This is a genomic window from Mesorhizobium sp. P2_C5_2, from assembly GCF_056404535.1.
This window is the reverse complement of sequence record NZ_JBFUDV010000001.1, coordinates 343,966-358,451: the sequence shown is the minus strand read 5'-3', so window position 1 is coordinate 358,451 and position 14,486 is coordinate 343,966. Positions and strand designations below refer to the sequence as shown.

Here is a 14,486-nt window from a genome sequence, read left to right as displayed (position 1 = left end):
GGAGCAACGATCATGACAGCAGCGCCAAAACTCCAGCCCCGCGAAGCCGCGGCTCCGCAGCTCATCAATGTCCTGCGCAGCCCCAAGCGCATCCGGGTCAAATTCGCCGGCCGCACCATCGCCGACAGCCGCAACGTGCTGGTGCTGCGCTCCAACCATTTCCTGCCGATCTATTTCTTCCCGGCCTCGTCGGTAGACCGCTCGCTGCTCAAGCCCTCCGAGCATCGCCAGCCGCATCCGATCGGCGGCGAGACCACCTATTGGGACCTGGAGACCGGAGAAAAAGCCTCGCCCAACGCGGCCTGGTCGTTTGTCGCGCCGCCGGACGAAAACCTGGCGCCGCTGGCAGGCCGCATCGCTTTCACCTGGAAGGCGGTCGACCAATGGTTCGAAGAAGAGGAAGAGGTCTTCGTCCACGCGCGGGACCCATACGCCCGCATCGACGTCCTGCAGAGTTCAAGCCATGTCCAGATCTGGTTCCACGGCGAACTGATCGCCGACAGCCATCGCCCGGTGCTGCTGTTCGAGACGCATCTGCCGACCCGTTTCTATTTGCATCCGGACGATGTCAGGCTGGACCGGCTGGTCGCCTCGGACACCACGACGCGCTGTCCCTACAAGGGCATCGCTTCCTACTGGTCCGGCCTGCTCGCCGATGGCTCGGTGAGCCCTGATATCGCCTGGAGCTACCGCGATCCGATTGCCGAAATGCCCAAGATCAAGGGCCTGATCGCCTTCTACCCGCAGGCCGTCGACCGCATCCATCTCGACGGCGAACCCGTCGCATAGAACATCAATCGTCATTTCAGACAGGGGTTTCAAAATGACCAAACGCAACGACATCGATACGCTTCGCAACCTTTCCGGCGACATCTGGAATGTCGCCGTCGACGAACACCAGGCCGGCTTCCTCAAGCGCCGTGACCTGCTGAAATACGCCGCCTTGATCGGCCTCACCGGCTTTGCCGCCTCGCAAGGGCTGGTTGGTTTTGGCTCGGCGCGTGCTGCCGGCGCCGGCGGCACGGTCCGTGTTGGGCTCGGACAGCCGACCAAGGCGATCGATCCGGTCTCGATCACCGATCCGGCCAGCATCGGTGTCATCAGCCAAGTCGGCGAATATCTCGTCCTCGACGATCCCAAGGACGGTCTGCAGCCGAGGCTCGCTCTGTCCTGGGAGGCCGACGAGACCGCCAGCCGCTGGACATTCAAGCTGCGGCTGGGCGTAAAGTTCCACGATGGCCGCACCGTCACCGCCAAGGACGTGGTGGCGAGCTTCGAGCGGCTGGTCGATCCGGCCAGCGGTTCATCGGCCTTGTCGGCCTACAAGGGCATCCTGTCCAAGGGCGGCGCCAAGGTTGTCGACGACGAAACCATCGCCTTCGATCTCGACGGCCCCAACAGCAACTTCCCCTTCTATGTCTCCTCCGACGTCTACAATGCCGTCATCCTGCCGGCCGACTATGCCGGTGATTTCGAGAAGAATTTCAACGGCACCGGCCCGTTCAAGCTTGAATCCTTCCGTCCCAAGCAAGGCGCCAGCTTTGTGCGAAACCCAGACTATTGGGGCGACAAGGCGCTGCCCGACCGCGTCGAGATCAAGTTCTTCGACGACGAACAGGCGCAGGTGCTGGCGCTGCAGGCCGGCCAGCTCGACGTCATCCCGAGCACGACCCGCCTGGAACTGGCGATCGAGGGCAATCCCAATTTCAAGCTCTTGAGCGTGCAGGCAAGCTCGCATGACGAGGTGCATCTGAGGACCGACCAGGCGCCGTTCACCGACAAGCGCATCCGCCGCGCGCTGGCGCTCACCATCGACCGTGAGGCGGTGGTCAAGGGCTTGCTGAAGGGCCGCGCAATCGTCGGCAACGACACGCCGTTTGCGCCGATCTTCCCCTCGACCGATCCGTCGGTGCCGCAGCGCAAGCAGGACATCGCCGAGGCCAAGCGCCTGCTTGGCGAGGCCGGCGTGCCGAACGGCTTCCCGGTGACGCTGACCACCGAACGCGCCTATGACATTCCCGATTATGCGGTGTTGATCCAGAATTTCGCCAGGAAGGCCGGCATCGACATCAAGCTCAACGTGCTGCCGCAGGACGCCTATTACGGCTCGGCCAAGTTCGGCAGCTCGCCATGGCTTGATTCCAATCTCGGCATCACCGATTTCGGCCATCGCGGCACGCCCGACATCTTCCTCAACGCGACGCTGAAGAGTTCGGGCGCCTGGAACGCGGCGCATTTCAACAACCCGGCCTATGACGGGTTGCTGCTCGAGTACGGCAAGGCCCGCGACCTTCAGGCGCAACGCCTTGCCGCCGGCAAGATCCAGACCTTGCTGCTCGACGAGACGCCGCTGATCATCACCTACTTCTCGCAATACAGCCGCATCGTCTCGTCGAAGGTCGAGGGCGTCCGCTTCACGGCGATCTCGCACCTGCTGCTCGACCGCGTCACCTTCGCCCAGGCATGATCGTGAAACGTCCAGCCATGCAGGGAACCGGAACCCGATGCTGACCGGACGCACTTTGTCGGTGCGGGCAGCATCGCTTCTGCTCACACTGTGGCTGGTCAGCATGCTGGTGTTCTTCGCCGGGCAGGTTCTGCCTGGCGATGTCGGCCGCCTCATGCTCGGGCCGTTCGCCGACGCCGAGGCGGTCGCCGCGCTCAACAAGCAGTTGGGCGCCGACCAGCCGGTCCTCGTCCAGTACTGGCATTGGTTCAGCAGCGCACTGTCAGGCGATTTCGGCACCTCGCTGTCGCTGCGCCTGCCTGTGGCGCCCTTCGTGCTCGAAAGCCTCAAGCGCTCGGCAGCCCTTGCCGGCGTCATCCTTGTCTTTCTGCTGCCCCTCGGCATTGGCGCCGGCATCATTGCCGGGCTCAACCAGGGCCGCTTTATCGACCGCCTGATCGTGCTCGCCGGCGTATCCTTCGGCATCGTCCCGGATTTCGTCTCCGGCCTGCTGCTGCTCATCGTGTTCGGTCTTTGGCTGAACTGGTTCCCGATCACCGGCGCTGCGCCCGATGGCGCCGGGCTGTGGATCAGCGGCTACTACCTGATCCTGCCGGCGCTGCCGCTGGTGCTGAACCTTGCCGGCTACATCGCCCGCATGACGCGGGCCGGCGTGATCGAGGCACTGGCCGCCGACTATACGCGCACCGCCGTCCTGAAAGGACTTGAGCGGCGCGAAATCCTTCTCCGCCACGTGCTGCGCAATGCGCTGACGCCGACCATCGCCGTGCTGGCGACCCAGACCGGATACATGCTTGGCGGGCTGGTGGTGATCGACGCCCTGTTCGGCATTCAAGGCCTCGGCAATCTTGTCCTCAACGCCGCCAAGGCGCGCGATTTCCCGATGCTTGAAGCCGGCGTGCTGGTGATGGCGACGATTTTCGTGCTGTCGGCCGCTGCGGGCGATCTCGTCCAGGCGCTGCTCGATCCGCGGCAACGCCGTCGTGTGTCGCCATGATGGAACTGATGGAATTGCCGCGACGCGGCGCGCTGGGTTGGCGGACAGCAAGCCGGATCTGCGAGGCTGTTTCGCAACTGCCGCCCTCGGTCATCGTCGGGTCGCTGATCCTGTTGTTCTGGGTCGGCTGCGCCGTGTTCGGCAGCCTGTTTGTGCCTTACGACCCCTATGCCGAAGATTTCCTGGTCATGCTGGCGCCGCCCGATGCCGCGCACTGGTTCGGCACCGACCAGCTCGGCCGCGACGTGCTGTCGCGCATCGTCGTCGGCTCGCGCGACATCCTGCTGGTCGCGCCGGCTGCAACCTTGCTGGGCGTTGCCGCCGGCAGCGTGCTTGGACTGGTGCTCGGCTATTTCGACGGGCTGGTCGACGCCATCGGCGCCAGGCTGCTCGACACGCTGATGGCCTTTCCCTTTATCGTTCTCGTCACCATGACGTTGGTCGCGCTCGGGCCGTCGAACCTCACCGTCATCCTGGTGATCGGCATCGCCTATGCGCCGCTGGTGGCGCGAACGGTGCGCGCCGCCGTGCGCGAGCAGCGCGAACGCGACTACGTCAGCGCCGCCCGCCTCGGCGGCGAAAGTTCCCTTGCCATCATGTTCCTGGAGATCCTGCCCAATGTCCGGGAAACCATCCTCATCGAACTGGTCACAAGGCTGGGCTACGCCTTCTTTTCGATCGCGACTCTGAGCTTCCTCGGCCTCGGCATCCAGCCACCTTCCGCCGATTGGGGACTGGCCGTCGCCGACGGCTACGGCTTCCTGACCGGCGGCAAATGGTGGGTGGTGATCTTCAACTCCGCCGCCATCGTTTCGCTGGTCATGGCAACCAATCTGATCGCGCAAGGCATGGGCGCCTTCGAAAACAGCGACCGGTGAAGAGCGGAACGCTCAGCAAAGCTGACGCGCAATCGCGGACCGTGCGCTAAAATCATTCCCTGTGATTCGGCCCGGATCGGGCTCCAAAACAAGGAATGGCATGAGCAAGGCTCTCTCCACATTCGCATTGGTCGCGGTGTTCACCGCATTGCTCATGGCGCTCAGCCTGGCGGTGGCCAGGCACGGCTATCCCTATGGCGCGATCGGCGTGAGGCGGCTGGACGGCATTGCCGATGCCAGCTCGTTCCTGCCGCTCGCCGCCGTCTACTTCTTCAGCGCCATGCTGATGATGATCCTGCCCATTCGAGCCGCCGGCATCGTCTTGACCCATGCGGCGGATGCGCTGTTCTGGGCCGTGATCGCCTTGTTCGCGACCATTGTCGGCTGCCTCGTCGCTCGCTGGGCTTTTGGCCAGAGCAGCGTGCTGTGGGCGCTGGTGAACTGGCGTTTCCTGTTCGCCGCGGCAATCATCGGCTGCCATTTCACCATGAACGAGTTGCGCCGTAGCATCCTGCTCAGAAGCCTGTTCTTCGTCATCTTCGCCGCGGCGACGCTGGCCTGCCTGTTCTGGACTTTTCCGACCTGACAAAGGCCCGCTTCAATTTGTCCGGCGCAGTCGCGGCTTTCGCAGTCGCGCGCCATCGGCTATCCAGTCCGCAGCCAATCTCTGCCCTCACAGTGTCGTCATTTGTCTGATAAATGATTCAGGCATACGGCGCCGCCAGCGAACCATGACAAGGAAGACCGCGATATGACACTGTTCCGCAAGAATCTGATCGATGGCGAGTGGGTGGGCGAGGCCGGCTCGCGCAACATCAACCCGTCCGATACCGGCGATGTGGTTGGCGAATATGCCTCGGCGGGTGCCGAACAGGCAAAGCAGGCCATTGCGGCCGCCAAGGCCGCTTTCCCGGCCTGGTCGCGCTCGGCGCCGCTGGTTCGCCATGCCGTGCTGAAGAAGGCGTCGGACGAGATCATGGCGCGCAAGGACGAGATCGGCCGCGCGCTATCGCGCGAGGAGGGCAAGACCCTGGCCGAGGGCATTGGCGAAACCATCCGTGCCGCCCAGATCTTCGATTTTTTCGCCGGCGAGACGCTGCGCCTGTCGGGCGAACTGGTGCCCAGCGTGCGGCCCGGTGTCGGCGTCGAGATCACCCGCGAAGCCGTTGGCGTGGTCGGCATCATCACGCCATGGAATTTCCCGATCGCCATTCCGACCTGGAAGATCGCGCCGGCGCTCGCCCACGGCAACACCATCGTCTTCAAGCCGGCCGAACTCGTCCCCGAAAGCGCCTGGACCATTGTCGACATCCTGCATCGTGCCGGCCTGCCGAAAGGCGTGCTCAACCTCGTCATGGGCAAGGGCTCGGTGGTCGGTCAGGCCATGCTCGACAGCCCCGACCTCAACGCCATCACCTTCACCGGCTCGGTCGGCACCGGCAAACGCGTCGCGGCGGCAAGTGTGGAGCACATGCGAAAGTTCCAGCTCGAAATGGGCGGCAAGAACCCGATGGTCGTGCTTGATGACGCCGACCTCGCCACGGCTGTCGAGTGCGCCATCAACGGCGCCTATTTCTCGACCGGCCAGCGCTGCACGGCCTCCTCGCGCCTGGTGGTGACTGAAGGCATTCACGACCGCTTCGTCGCCGCGCTCAAGGAGCGCCTGGAAAAACTCGTCATCGGTGATGCGCTCGACGCCAAGACCCAGATCGGGCCTGTTGTCGACGCGAGCCAGTTGAAGCAGGACGAGGACTACATCGCCATCGGCAGCCAGGAAGGCGCCAATCTTGCTTTCGGCGGCGAGCGGCTCGACCGCGAAACGCCCGGCTTTTATCTCAGGCCGGCGCTGTTCACCGAGAGCACCAACGCCATGCGCATTTCGCGCGAGGAAATCTTCGGGCCGGTCGCCAACGTCATCCGCGTCAAGGATTATGATGAGGCGCTGGCGGTGGCCAACGACACGCCCTTCGGCCTGACCTCCGGCATCTGCACCTCGAGCCTCAAGCACGCCACGCATTTCCGGCGCAATTCCGAAGCCGGCATGGTGATGGTCAATCTGCCGACCGCCGGCGTTGATTTCCACGTCCCGTTCGGCGGCCGCAAAGGTTCGAGCTACGGTCCGCGCGAGCAGGGCCGATATGCCGCGGAGTTCTACACCACGGTGAAGACGGCCTATACATTTGCCGGCTAATCGGTGGGTGAACCGATGAGTTCGGCAAAAGAGGAAATGGCCTGGCTCAACCCACCGCCGCATCACGCTGTCGGTGACAATACGGTGCATGTGCGCACCGGCAAGGAAACCGACTTCTGGCGCGAGACCTTCTACGGCTTCTGGCGTGACAATGGCCATTTCCTCTACCGGTCGGTCGAGGGCGACTTCAGCGCCGAGGTCACCGTCAAGGGCGACTACAAGGTGCTTTACGACCAGGCCGGGCTGATGCTGCGGCTGAGCGAAACGCACTGGATCAAGGCCGGCATCGAATACACCGACGGGCTGGCGTATTTTTCCGTCGTCGTCACCAACGACACTTCCGACTGGTCGCTGCTCAGCATCCCCAACGACCCCAATGGCGTGCGCATCCGCCTGACCCGCCACGCCGAAGCGATCCGCATCCAGTATCTGGACTCCACCGATGGCCACTGGAAGCCGGTGCGGCTGGCCTATTTCCCGGTCTCCAGGTCTGTCGATGTCGGCATGATGTGCTGCTCGCCGCAACGCGAGGGTTTCGAAGTCACCTTTTCCGGCTTTACCGTCGGCCCGCCGATTTCGCGGCAATTGCACGACTGACGGCGACTTCGATCGGATCGATCAGCGAAGCGGTTCGGCATTGAACACCTTCTGGACGATTTGCCAGCGGCCGTTGAGGAAGAGGCACGACAGCAGATCGGTCACCTCACGCGGCGGGATTCGGAGGCTGATCTTGAGGAGTGCCATGTCGCGCACCAGGTTGATCGAGAGGATCTGGTCCTTACGCTCGGCACCGGTTTCTCGCGGCGACTTCAGCGTTCGAACGGTGTCCAGCCAGGCGGCAACAGGGGTAACGACGACAGTTTCGTTTTCGCCGCTCCGCGTAACGAAGGCCGCCTCGTGGAAGATGGAAGCGAACTTGTCGGCGTCCATATCATGGGCCGCATCGAAGTAGGTTTGCGCCAGCGTGGCCAACCCATCTATCTCAGGCAATTGGATGTCTGACGTGGTCATGATGGCTCCCTTCAGGTCTGACAATGCGCTTGCTATAAGGGGTTCGGCGGCCGCGTTTAACCGGCACGCCCTTACCAGCCTTGTTAGCTGAACTACTCAATCACGGGTAATCATGGACCCTGTCCTTCCGTCTGCCGGCGACTTCAACCAGCTCCGCGCGTTTGTAGCGGTGGCTGGCTCGCTCAATTTCAGTCGCGCTGCGGAGAAGCTCGGTGTGTCGTCTTCGGCCCTGAGCCAGATGGTCCGCGGGCTCGAGGAGCGCGTGGGCGTCAGCCTGTTCAATCGGACGACCCGAAGCGTCTCCCTGACCGAGGCCGGCGCCAAACTTTTCGCGCGCGTGAAGCCCGCCGTCGATCAGCTCGGCGAGGCTTTGGGCGAAACAAGCGAAAGCCGAACCCACCCCGCCGGGACAGTGCGGATGCACTGCTTTCACAATGCCGCCGGCCTTTACCTGACGCCCATATTGCGGGCGTTCAGCGATGCCTATCCGCAGGTGGTTCTGGACGTCACGCTCGACGACACCGTGGTGGATATCGTCGCCGAGGGCTATGACGTTGCCGTTCGGCTCGGAGAGGTCATCGACAAGGATCTGATCGCAGTGAAACTCGGTCCCGACCTGCGACAGACCGCGGTCGCCTCACCTGACTATCTCGCGCGACGCGGGACGCCCATTCATCCACGCGACCTGCTCGCCCACAGCTGCATCGGCTGGCGATGGCCTGGCCAGGCGACTCCGTACAAGTGGGAGTTCATGGCGGACGGCAAGTGGTTCGAGGTCGCCGTGGAAGGTCCTGTCATCTCCAGCCAGAAGGACTTTGGAGTGCAGGCAGCGGTCGACGGGCTCGGCATCGCCTTCGCGAGCGAGCAGCTGATCGAGGCGCATATCGCCGAAGGGCGCCTCGTCCCGGTGCTCGATGCCTGGTCGGCGCCCTTTCCAGGTTACTATTTGTGTTATCCAGCCCAGCGGCAGATGGCGCCGGCGCTCCGCGCCCTCATCGATACCATCCGCCGGGGGACGCGGGGTCAGTCAGAGGCGATCAGCTCCGGAGCTTAGAGCAATTCCAGGAAAAGTGTTGAGCGGTTTTCCGTCCGGAGTTGCGTCAAAACAACGAGATAGAGCGGTTCGCCGTTTCCTTGAAACGGTGAACCGCTCTATCTCTCCGCCCGGTGCTGGAAGAACTGCAAAAACAGTTCCCGCTCGGTGGTGATGTCGAGCTTGTCATAGATGCGGCGGCGGTGGTTCTTCACCGTGCCAACGGTGATGCCGAGCCGCTCAGCGATGTTGGCGGTCGGATGTCCCGCGAGGATCAGCTGCACTAGCTCACGCTCGCGCAGAGAAAGCTCCGGCCACAGGTCCGTCGGGATAGTTGGCTCCTGCCGGGGTGAGGCGCCGGGGCCGGTCGGCGCAGACGTGCGGGAGAACTCTGTCCCTCGCGCCTTGGTGTCCAGCGCGTGCAAGGCCTCGAACACCGGCAGCCGCTCATCCAGCAGCGCGATCTCGCTGTCCTTGAAGGATGAGGTCGAGCGGTCGAGGAAAATGCCGAGGCACCAGTCGCCGCCATCGGCCAGCATGATGCCGACCTCGTCGCAGATCTCCGACTGCGCCAGGAAGCCGGCTATGTACTGGCCGCGCTTAGCCTCATCATCGGCAAGCCGCTTCAGCGGCATGATGCCCAGCCGTCGCTCGCGCCGCCATGAGGCATAGAACGGGTCGAAGACGTAGTAGTTGTCGAGATAGCGCCGGACCATTTCGTCCGAGAAGCGCCGGTGCTTGATGAACTCGGGCGTCTGCGTCGCCGAATAGCGCGTTACCGTCACCAGGTCGTGCTCGATATCGGCGCCGATCAGGTCGATCAGGCAGTCGACATGTCTGTCCGTGCCGGTGGCGGCGATCGCCCTGGCCAGCGGCGCCCAGATGTTGCTGCCCATGCGCATGCCCTTTTCTCGGCGATCCCGGTCAAAGCGTCATTGTGTCTTTTGGCATATGGCGCAAGGCCGCCCAACGAATCTAGCTTGAGCCATCCTAGACCAATCCTGAGGCGACCGTGACCCAACCCAACCTCACCAGCCCCATCGTCGGCAATCCCATCGTCATCGGCATCGACGCCGGCGGCACCATGACCGACACCATCCTTGTCGATCAGGACGGCCACTTCAAGATCGGCAAGTCGGCAACCACGCCCAAGGACGAAGCCGAGGGCTTCCTGGCCTCAGCCGAGGACGCGGCGGATGCCTGGGGCATCTCGCTGGAATCGCTCTTTTCCGGCGTCAACGTCGTGCTTTATTCCGGCACCGGCATGCTCAACACACTGTTGTCGCGCACTGGCCGCAGGCTAGGCCTGATCACCACCAAGGGCCTGGAAGACATGATCCTGATGGGCCGCGGCCTGCAGGCCTGGGCCGACTATTCCTATGCCGATCGGCTGCATGCGGTCACCCATCACCATCCCGATCCGCTGGTGCCGCGCCGCCGCACCCATGGCGTCACCGAGCGCATCGACCAGTTCGGCGACATCGTGCTGCCCCTCTACGAGCATGAGGTCTCGATTGCGGCCAAGAAGCTGATTGCCGACAAGGTCGAGGCGATCTGCATCATGACCATCTTCTCGCACGTCAATCCGGTGCACGAAAAGCGCATTGCCGAGATCTGCCGCGAGGAAGTGCAGAAGGCCGGCGCCGACATTCTCGTCTACACCAGCCACGAAGTCCGCCCGGTCATCCGCGAACAGTCGCGGCTGAACTCGGTGTTGATCGAAGCCTACGCCACCTCGCGCGGCCGCAAGCAGCTCAAGGGCATCGAGGACGTCTCGAAGAAATACGGCTTCAAATACGGCGTGCAGACTTTGCTGTCCTTTGGCGGCCTGACTTCGATCAACCATCCGCGCCTGCACGAAACCATGATTTCCGGTCCGATCGGCGGCATTCTCGGTGCAGCCTATGTCGGCAAGCTGATCGGCAACGACTCGCTGATCTGCTCGGACATGGGCGGCACCTCCTTCGATATGGGCGTCATCTCGCGCGGCCAGACGCGGATCGAAAACGAGCCGTTGATGGACCGTTTCAAGCTCAACGTGCCGACGCTGCATCTCGACACGATCGGCGCCGGCGCCGGCATGATCCTCAAGGTCGACCCGCTGACCAAGAAGGTCTCGCTCGGGCCGGAAAGCGCCGGCTCCGATCCCGGCCCGATCTGCTTCGCCAAGGGCGGCACCGAACCAACCATCGCCGATTGCGACGCCATTCTCGGTCGCCTCAACCCCTACTATTTCCTCGGCGGCAAGGTCGTCTTGCAAGTCGAAAAGGCGCGCAAGGCGTTCGAGGAAAAATGCTCCAGCATCCTTGGCGTCGGCATCGAGGAAGCGGCCGAAGGCATGATCGACATGCTGGAGGCCGACGCCAACAACGCATTGCGCCGTGTCATCTCCGGCCAGGGCATCCACCCCTCCGAATTCACCCTGCTATCCTATGGCGGCTCCGGCCCCCTGCATCTGGCCGGCTGCTCCAGGGGCATCGGCTTCAAGGACATCATCACCTTCCAGTTCGCCGCCGCCTTCTCGGCCTTCGGCTGCACCACCGCCGATTTCATGCGCCGCCATTCGGTGTCGACGCAGCACGACATCGGCGCGCGGGCAAGCGATGACGAACTGCTCGCCTTCGGCAAAAAGGTCACCAATGTCTGGAATGACCTGACCAAGGCTGCGGTCGACGAGATGATCACCGACGGCCATGCCCGCGACAAGATCAAGACCGTGCCGTTCCTGATGATGCGCTACACCGGCCAGCTCGAGGACGTCGAAGTCATGGCGCCACTTGCCGAGGTCAATTCGGCCGACGACATGCGTAGGGTTATCGACGAGTTCGAGGCGGTCTACGCCAAGGTCAACCATCGCGTGTCGCGCTATGGCGAGGCCGGCTTCACCATCACCGAGCTCGGGCTGATCGCCACCGCCGACAAGGTCAAGCCCGTGCTGCTCAAGCGGCCGCTCGGCAAGTCGGATCCGACTGCCGCCCACAAGGGCGTGCGCGAGGCTTATATCGGCGGGTGCTGGCACAAGGCCAATCTCTACGAGATGGACTTGCTGCAGCCCGGCCACGAGGTCATCGGCCCGGCCATCATCGAACATCCCGCCACCACGCTCGTCGTTCATCCGCAGGACCGTGTCCATGTCGATGAATGGACGCTGCTGCACTACACCCACGCTTGAGAGGGCACCGCCATGTTGGACAAACCTGCCTCAGTCCTGCGCCTTCGCGAAAGACTGCTCGATTCCGAGCGGCTGATGGAAGAGACCGGCTGCTATGACGGCATCACCGAACTCACCCTGCGCAACCAGGATCCGCTGAAATTCGAGACGCTGCACACCAAGCTGCGCGCCTATTGCGTCTCGGCCCGCGAAATGGCCCGCCGCATCTCGGCCTCGCCCGGCGTGCGCGAGGTCGGCGAGATGGTGGTCGCCATCTATACGCCCGAGGGCGACGCCATCGCACTGTCCAACGGCATCATGGTCCACGTCCATACGATGAGCCGGTTCATCAAATGGATGATCAAGAACAATTACGAGGAAAACCCGAAGATCCGGGAAGGCGACATCTTCGCCAACAACGATGCCTTTATCGGCACCGTGCAGGTGCCCGATGTCATGGACGTGGTGCCGATTTTCCATGAAGGCACGCTGGTCGGCTGGGCCGGCGCTGTCTGCCATGAACTGGAAGCCGGCGGAATTACCCCTGGTGGCGACGTCTGTCTGGCGCAGGAGCGCTTCACCGAAGGCCTGTTCGTCTGCGCCGAAAAGATCGGCGAGAATGACGAGATCCGCCGCGACTACGTCATCCGTTGCGAGCGCAATCTGCGCATGCCGATCTACTGGGTTCTCGACGAGAAGGCCAAGGTCGCCTCCTGCATCGACATGCGCGAAAGCGTCAAGCAGCTGATCTCCGAGATCGGCCTCGACTACTGGATGAAGGTGTCGAAGGAGTTCATCGAGGAGGGCCGCCGCGCCCAGCTCGCCCGCACCCGCCAGCTCACTGTGCCCGGCATCTATCGCGGCCATACTTTCTACGGCCACGTCACCGCCGGTAAGCCTGGCTTCCAGCTGCTCGGCGATCCCGATTGGCTCTACAACATCCCGATCGAGATGGAGATCACCACCGACGGCAAGATCACCATGGATTTCGAGGGCACGCAGCCCTGGGGCTACCATTCGATGAACTGCACGCCGGCCGGCATGGATGGCGGCATGTTCGTCACCTTGACCCAGCACATGAATTTCGAAGGCCTGGTCAATGACGGCGCCTGGATGGCGACCGAACTGAAACTGCCGCACGGCACCTGGACCAACCCCGACAATGAGATGGTGGCCACCGCCACCTCATGGGCGCTGCTGCTGCCGGCCTATGGTGTGTTCCAGCGGCTTTTGTCGCGCGGCTTCGTTGCCCGTGGTTTCGTCGAGGAGGCCTTCGTCGGCCAGGTCAACAGCCCGATGATCGAAATGGGCGGCGAAAGCCAGTACGGCACGCCGTTCGGCATGGCGCATTTCGAATGCGCCGCCGCCGGCTCCGGCGCGCTGGCCATCGCGGACGGTCTCGACACTGCCTATGTCGGCTGGAATCCGGAATCCGACATGGGCAATATCGAGGTCTGGGAACAGTCCATGCCGATGGTCTATATCGGCCGCTCGATCGTCCCCAATTCGGGCGGCGCCGGCAAATATCGCGGCGGCTGTTCCTTCGTCTCGACCTGGCTGATCAACAAGACCTCGCATCTGCGGCTGCACACCTCAGAACACTCGTCGCGTGTGTTCGACAATGGCGGCATGTGCGGCGGCTATCCGGCGCCGACCTGCCAGAAGCATCGCGCCGTGCGCAACTCCAACATCCATGAACTGGCGGCAAAAGGCGAACCGCTGGCGCATGCGCCCGGCACCGATCCGCATGTCTCCGACTATGAGAAGAACATCGGTGGCGACCATGTTCTGGTCGAGGGTCCCTACATCACCTCGCCGCACAAGTCCGGCGACATCTTCAGCCATTCCTACAATGGCGGCGGTGGTTACGGCGACGTGCTGGAGCGCGATCCGATCAAGACCGCATGGGATGTCGAGAACGGCTACCTCACCCGCCAGGCGGCCGACCAGATTTTCGGCATCGTGCTGAAGGACGATGCCGAGGGCTATCCGGTTGCCGATATCGACGCCACGGTTGAACGCCGCGCCGCCATGCGCAAGCAGCGTCTGGCCAAGGCGATCCCGGTTTCGGACTGGATCGCCGCTGAGCGCGGCCGGGTCGAGAAGGCCGACTTCGCGCCTGAGGTGAAGAAAATGTATGCCAGCGCGATCAAGCTGTCGTCTCGCTTCACCAAGGATTTTAGCGATTTCTGGACCGTCGACGCCAAATCGATCTTCATGCCGGGAGCAAAGCCATGACCTCATACAGCAAGGAAGTCCTCGGCGATCTCGCCGCCGGCAAGCTGCCCTGGCCGCAGACAAGGCGCATCATGAGCGCCTACAAGGACGATGACCGCTTCTTCAAGATGGTCGCCGTCTATCAGGACCGCGTCGCCTGGAAGGATCCGATCCTGCTGCCGGTCTCGGATCACCTCTTCATCTGCCAGAGTGGCGATGAGCGGATCACCCGCTGCGAATGTGGCCATTCTTTCGGCGACTACCGCAAGAACTGGAAGCTGAACGCCGCGATCAACGTGCGCAACACCGAAGAGGCGCTACGCGAGATCTATCCCAACAGCGATATTCCCGATCCGCAATGGATGGAAATCCGCGAATTCATCTGTCCGCAATGCGGCACCATGCACGAGGTTGAAGCGGCGGCGCCGGGCTACCCGATCGTCCATGATTTCGAACCGGATCTCGAAGGCTTCTATCGCGAATGGCTGGGCAAACCGCTCTAGCGATATCGTGACCAGCGCTGCAGGCAAGGTAGCGTTCG

General features: G+C 63.0%; 13 protein-coding genes. 11 read left to right on the top strand and 2 right to left on the bottom strand.

All coding sequences use genetic code 11. The annotated features are described in order from the left end of the window. Nucleotides 1-12 precede the first annotated feature (12 nt). The 7 genes from AC1D1B_RS01640 (at nt 13) to AC1D1B_RS01610 (ending at nt 7,130) form a co-directional block, all read left to right on the top strand. A complete protein-coding gene (locus tag AC1D1B_RS01640; RefSeq protein ID WP_477328973.1) occupies nt 13-789 on the top strand; it encodes a DUF427 domain-containing protein in 777 nt (258 codons plus the stop codon). A 34-nt stretch (nt 790-823) separates the two neighbouring features. Beyond that, complete coding sequence (locus AC1D1B_RS01635; RefSeq protein WP_477328972.1) at nt 824-2,467, top strand: ABC transporter substrate-binding protein; 1,644 nt, start codon at nt 824-826, stop codon at nt 2,465-2,467. A 37-nt stretch (nt 2,468-2,504) separates the two neighbouring features. Next, a complete protein-coding gene (locus tag AC1D1B_RS01630; protein ID WP_477328971.1) occupies nt 2,505-3,464 on the top strand; it encodes an ABC transporter permease in 960 nt (319 codons plus the stop codon). A gap of 8 nt (nt 3,465-3,472) precedes the next feature. After that, nucleotides 3,473-4,342, top strand: coding sequence for an ABC transporter permease (locus AC1D1B_RS01625; RefSeq protein WP_477328970.1), 870 nt, complete (start codon nt 3,473-3,475; stop codon nt 4,340-4,342). Nucleotides 4,343-4,442: 100 nt separating this feature from the next. Next, nucleotides 4,443-4,928 carry a hypothetical protein gene (locus AC1D1B_RS01620; RefSeq protein WP_477328969.1) on the top strand — a complete coding sequence of 162 codons (486 nt, stop codon included), beginning with the start codon at nt 4,443-4,445 and terminating at the stop codon, nt 4,926-4,928. 165 nt (nt 4,929-5,093) lie between these two features. After that, nucleotides 5,094-6,533, top strand: a complete 1,440-nt coding sequence (locus AC1D1B_RS01615) for an aldehyde dehydrogenase family protein (RefSeq protein ID WP_477328968.1) — start codon at nt 5,094-5,096, stop codon at nt 6,531-6,533. 15 nt (nt 6,534-6,548) lie between these two features. Continuing rightward, nucleotides 6,549-7,130 (top strand): DUF1349 domain-containing protein, encoded by a 582-nt coding sequence (locus AC1D1B_RS01610; RefSeq protein ID WP_477328967.1) that lies wholly within the window; start codon nt 6,549-6,551, stop codon nt 7,128-7,130. Between the two features lie 21 nt (nt 7,131-7,151). Here the strand turns inward: AC1D1B_RS01610 and AC1D1B_RS01605 are convergent, their stop codons facing one another. Continuing rightward, a complete protein-coding gene (locus tag AC1D1B_RS01605) occupies nt 7,152-7,568 on the bottom strand; it encodes a nuclear transport factor 2 family protein (protein ID WP_477328966.1) in 417 nt (138 codons plus the stop codon). Nucleotides 7,569-7,656: 88 nt separating this feature from the next. On the opposite strand from AC1D1B_RS01605, the gene AC1D1B_RS01600 reads away from it, so the two are divergent. After that, nucleotides 7,657-8,598: a LysR family transcriptional regulator gene (locus tag AC1D1B_RS01600; RefSeq protein WP_477328965.1), complete on the top strand. Its 942-nt coding sequence runs from the start codon at nt 7,657-7,659 to the stop codon at nt 8,596-8,598. Nucleotides 8,599-8,696: 98 nt separating this feature from the next. On the opposite strand, the gene AC1D1B_RS01595 is transcribed toward AC1D1B_RS01600, so the two are convergent. After that, complete coding sequence (locus AC1D1B_RS01595; RefSeq protein ID WP_477328964.1) at nt 8,697-9,479, bottom strand: helix-turn-helix transcriptional regulator; 783 nt, start codon at nt 9,477-9,479, stop codon at nt 8,697-8,699. A gap of 110 nt (nt 9,480-9,589) precedes the next feature. Here AC1D1B_RS01595 and AC1D1B_RS01590 point away from each other — a divergent pair, with 110 nt between their 5' ends. Genes AC1D1B_RS01590 through AC1D1B_RS01580 form a run of 3 tightly spaced genes read left to right on the top strand, consistent with a single transcriptional unit; the run spans nt 9,590 to nt 14,448 of the window. After that, on the top strand, nt 9,590-11,749 hold the full coding sequence (locus AC1D1B_RS01590; protein WP_477328963.1) for a hydantoinase/oxoprolinase family protein: 2,160 nt from the start codon (nt 9,590-9,592) through the stop codon (nt 11,747-11,749). A 12-nt stretch (nt 11,750-11,761) separates the two neighbouring features. Next, entirely contained in the window at nt 11,762-13,966 is a 2,205-nt protein-coding gene (locus AC1D1B_RS01585; RefSeq protein WP_477328962.1) for a hydantoinase B/oxoprolinase family protein, read from the top strand. Beyond that, complete coding sequence (locus tag AC1D1B_RS01580; protein ID WP_477328961.1) at nt 13,963-14,448, top strand: acetone carboxylase subunit gamma; 486 nt, start codon at nt 13,963-13,965, stop codon at nt 14,446-14,448. The genes AC1D1B_RS01585 and AC1D1B_RS01580 overlap by 4 nt, the downstream gene beginning before the upstream one ends. The last annotated feature ends 38 nt before the right edge of the window (nt 14,449-14,486 follow it).

What these genes read in the sequence shown, in the direction of transcription:
- AC1D1B_RS01640 (WP_477328973.1), top strand. Translation starts at nt 13, where the DNA reads ATGACAGCAGCGCCAAAACTCCAGCCCCGCGAAGCCGCGGCTCCGCAG.
- AC1D1B_RS01635 (WP_477328972.1), top strand. Translation starts at nt 824, where the DNA reads ATGACCAAACGCAACGACATCGATACGCTTCGCAACCTTTCCGGCGAC.
- AC1D1B_RS01630 (WP_477328971.1), top strand. Translation starts at nt 2,505, where the DNA reads ATGCTGACCGGACGCACTTTGTCGGTGCGGGCAGCATCGCTTCTGCTC.
- AC1D1B_RS01625 (WP_477328970.1), top strand. Translation starts at nt 3,473, where the DNA reads ATGGAATTGCCGCGACGCGGCGCGCTGGGTTGGCGGACAGCAAGCCGG.
- AC1D1B_RS01620 (WP_477328969.1), top strand. Translation starts at nt 4,443, where the DNA reads ATGAGCAAGGCTCTCTCCACATTCGCATTGGTCGCGGTGTTCACCGCA.
- AC1D1B_RS01615 (WP_477328968.1), top strand. Translation starts at nt 5,094, where the DNA reads ATGACACTGTTCCGCAAGAATCTGATCGATGGCGAGTGGGTGGGCGAG.
- AC1D1B_RS01610 (WP_477328967.1), top strand. Translation starts at nt 6,549, where the DNA reads ATGAGTTCGGCAAAAGAGGAAATGGCCTGGCTCAACCCACCGCCGCAT.
- AC1D1B_RS01600 (WP_477328965.1), top strand. Translation starts at nt 7,657, where the DNA reads ATGGACCCTGTCCTTCCGTCTGCCGGCGACTTCAACCAGCTCCGCGCG.
- AC1D1B_RS01595 (WP_477328964.1), bottom strand. Translation starts at nt 9,479, where the DNA reads ATGCGCATGGGCAGCAACATCTGGGCGCCGCTGGCCAGGGCGATCGCC.
- AC1D1B_RS01585 (WP_477328962.1), top strand. Translation starts at nt 11,762, where the DNA reads ATGTTGGACAAACCTGCCTCAGTCCTGCGCCTTCGCGAAAGACTGCTC.
- AC1D1B_RS01580 (WP_477328961.1), top strand. Translation starts at nt 13,963, where the DNA reads ATGACCTCATACAGCAAGGAAGTCCTCGGCGATCTCGCCGCCGGCAAG.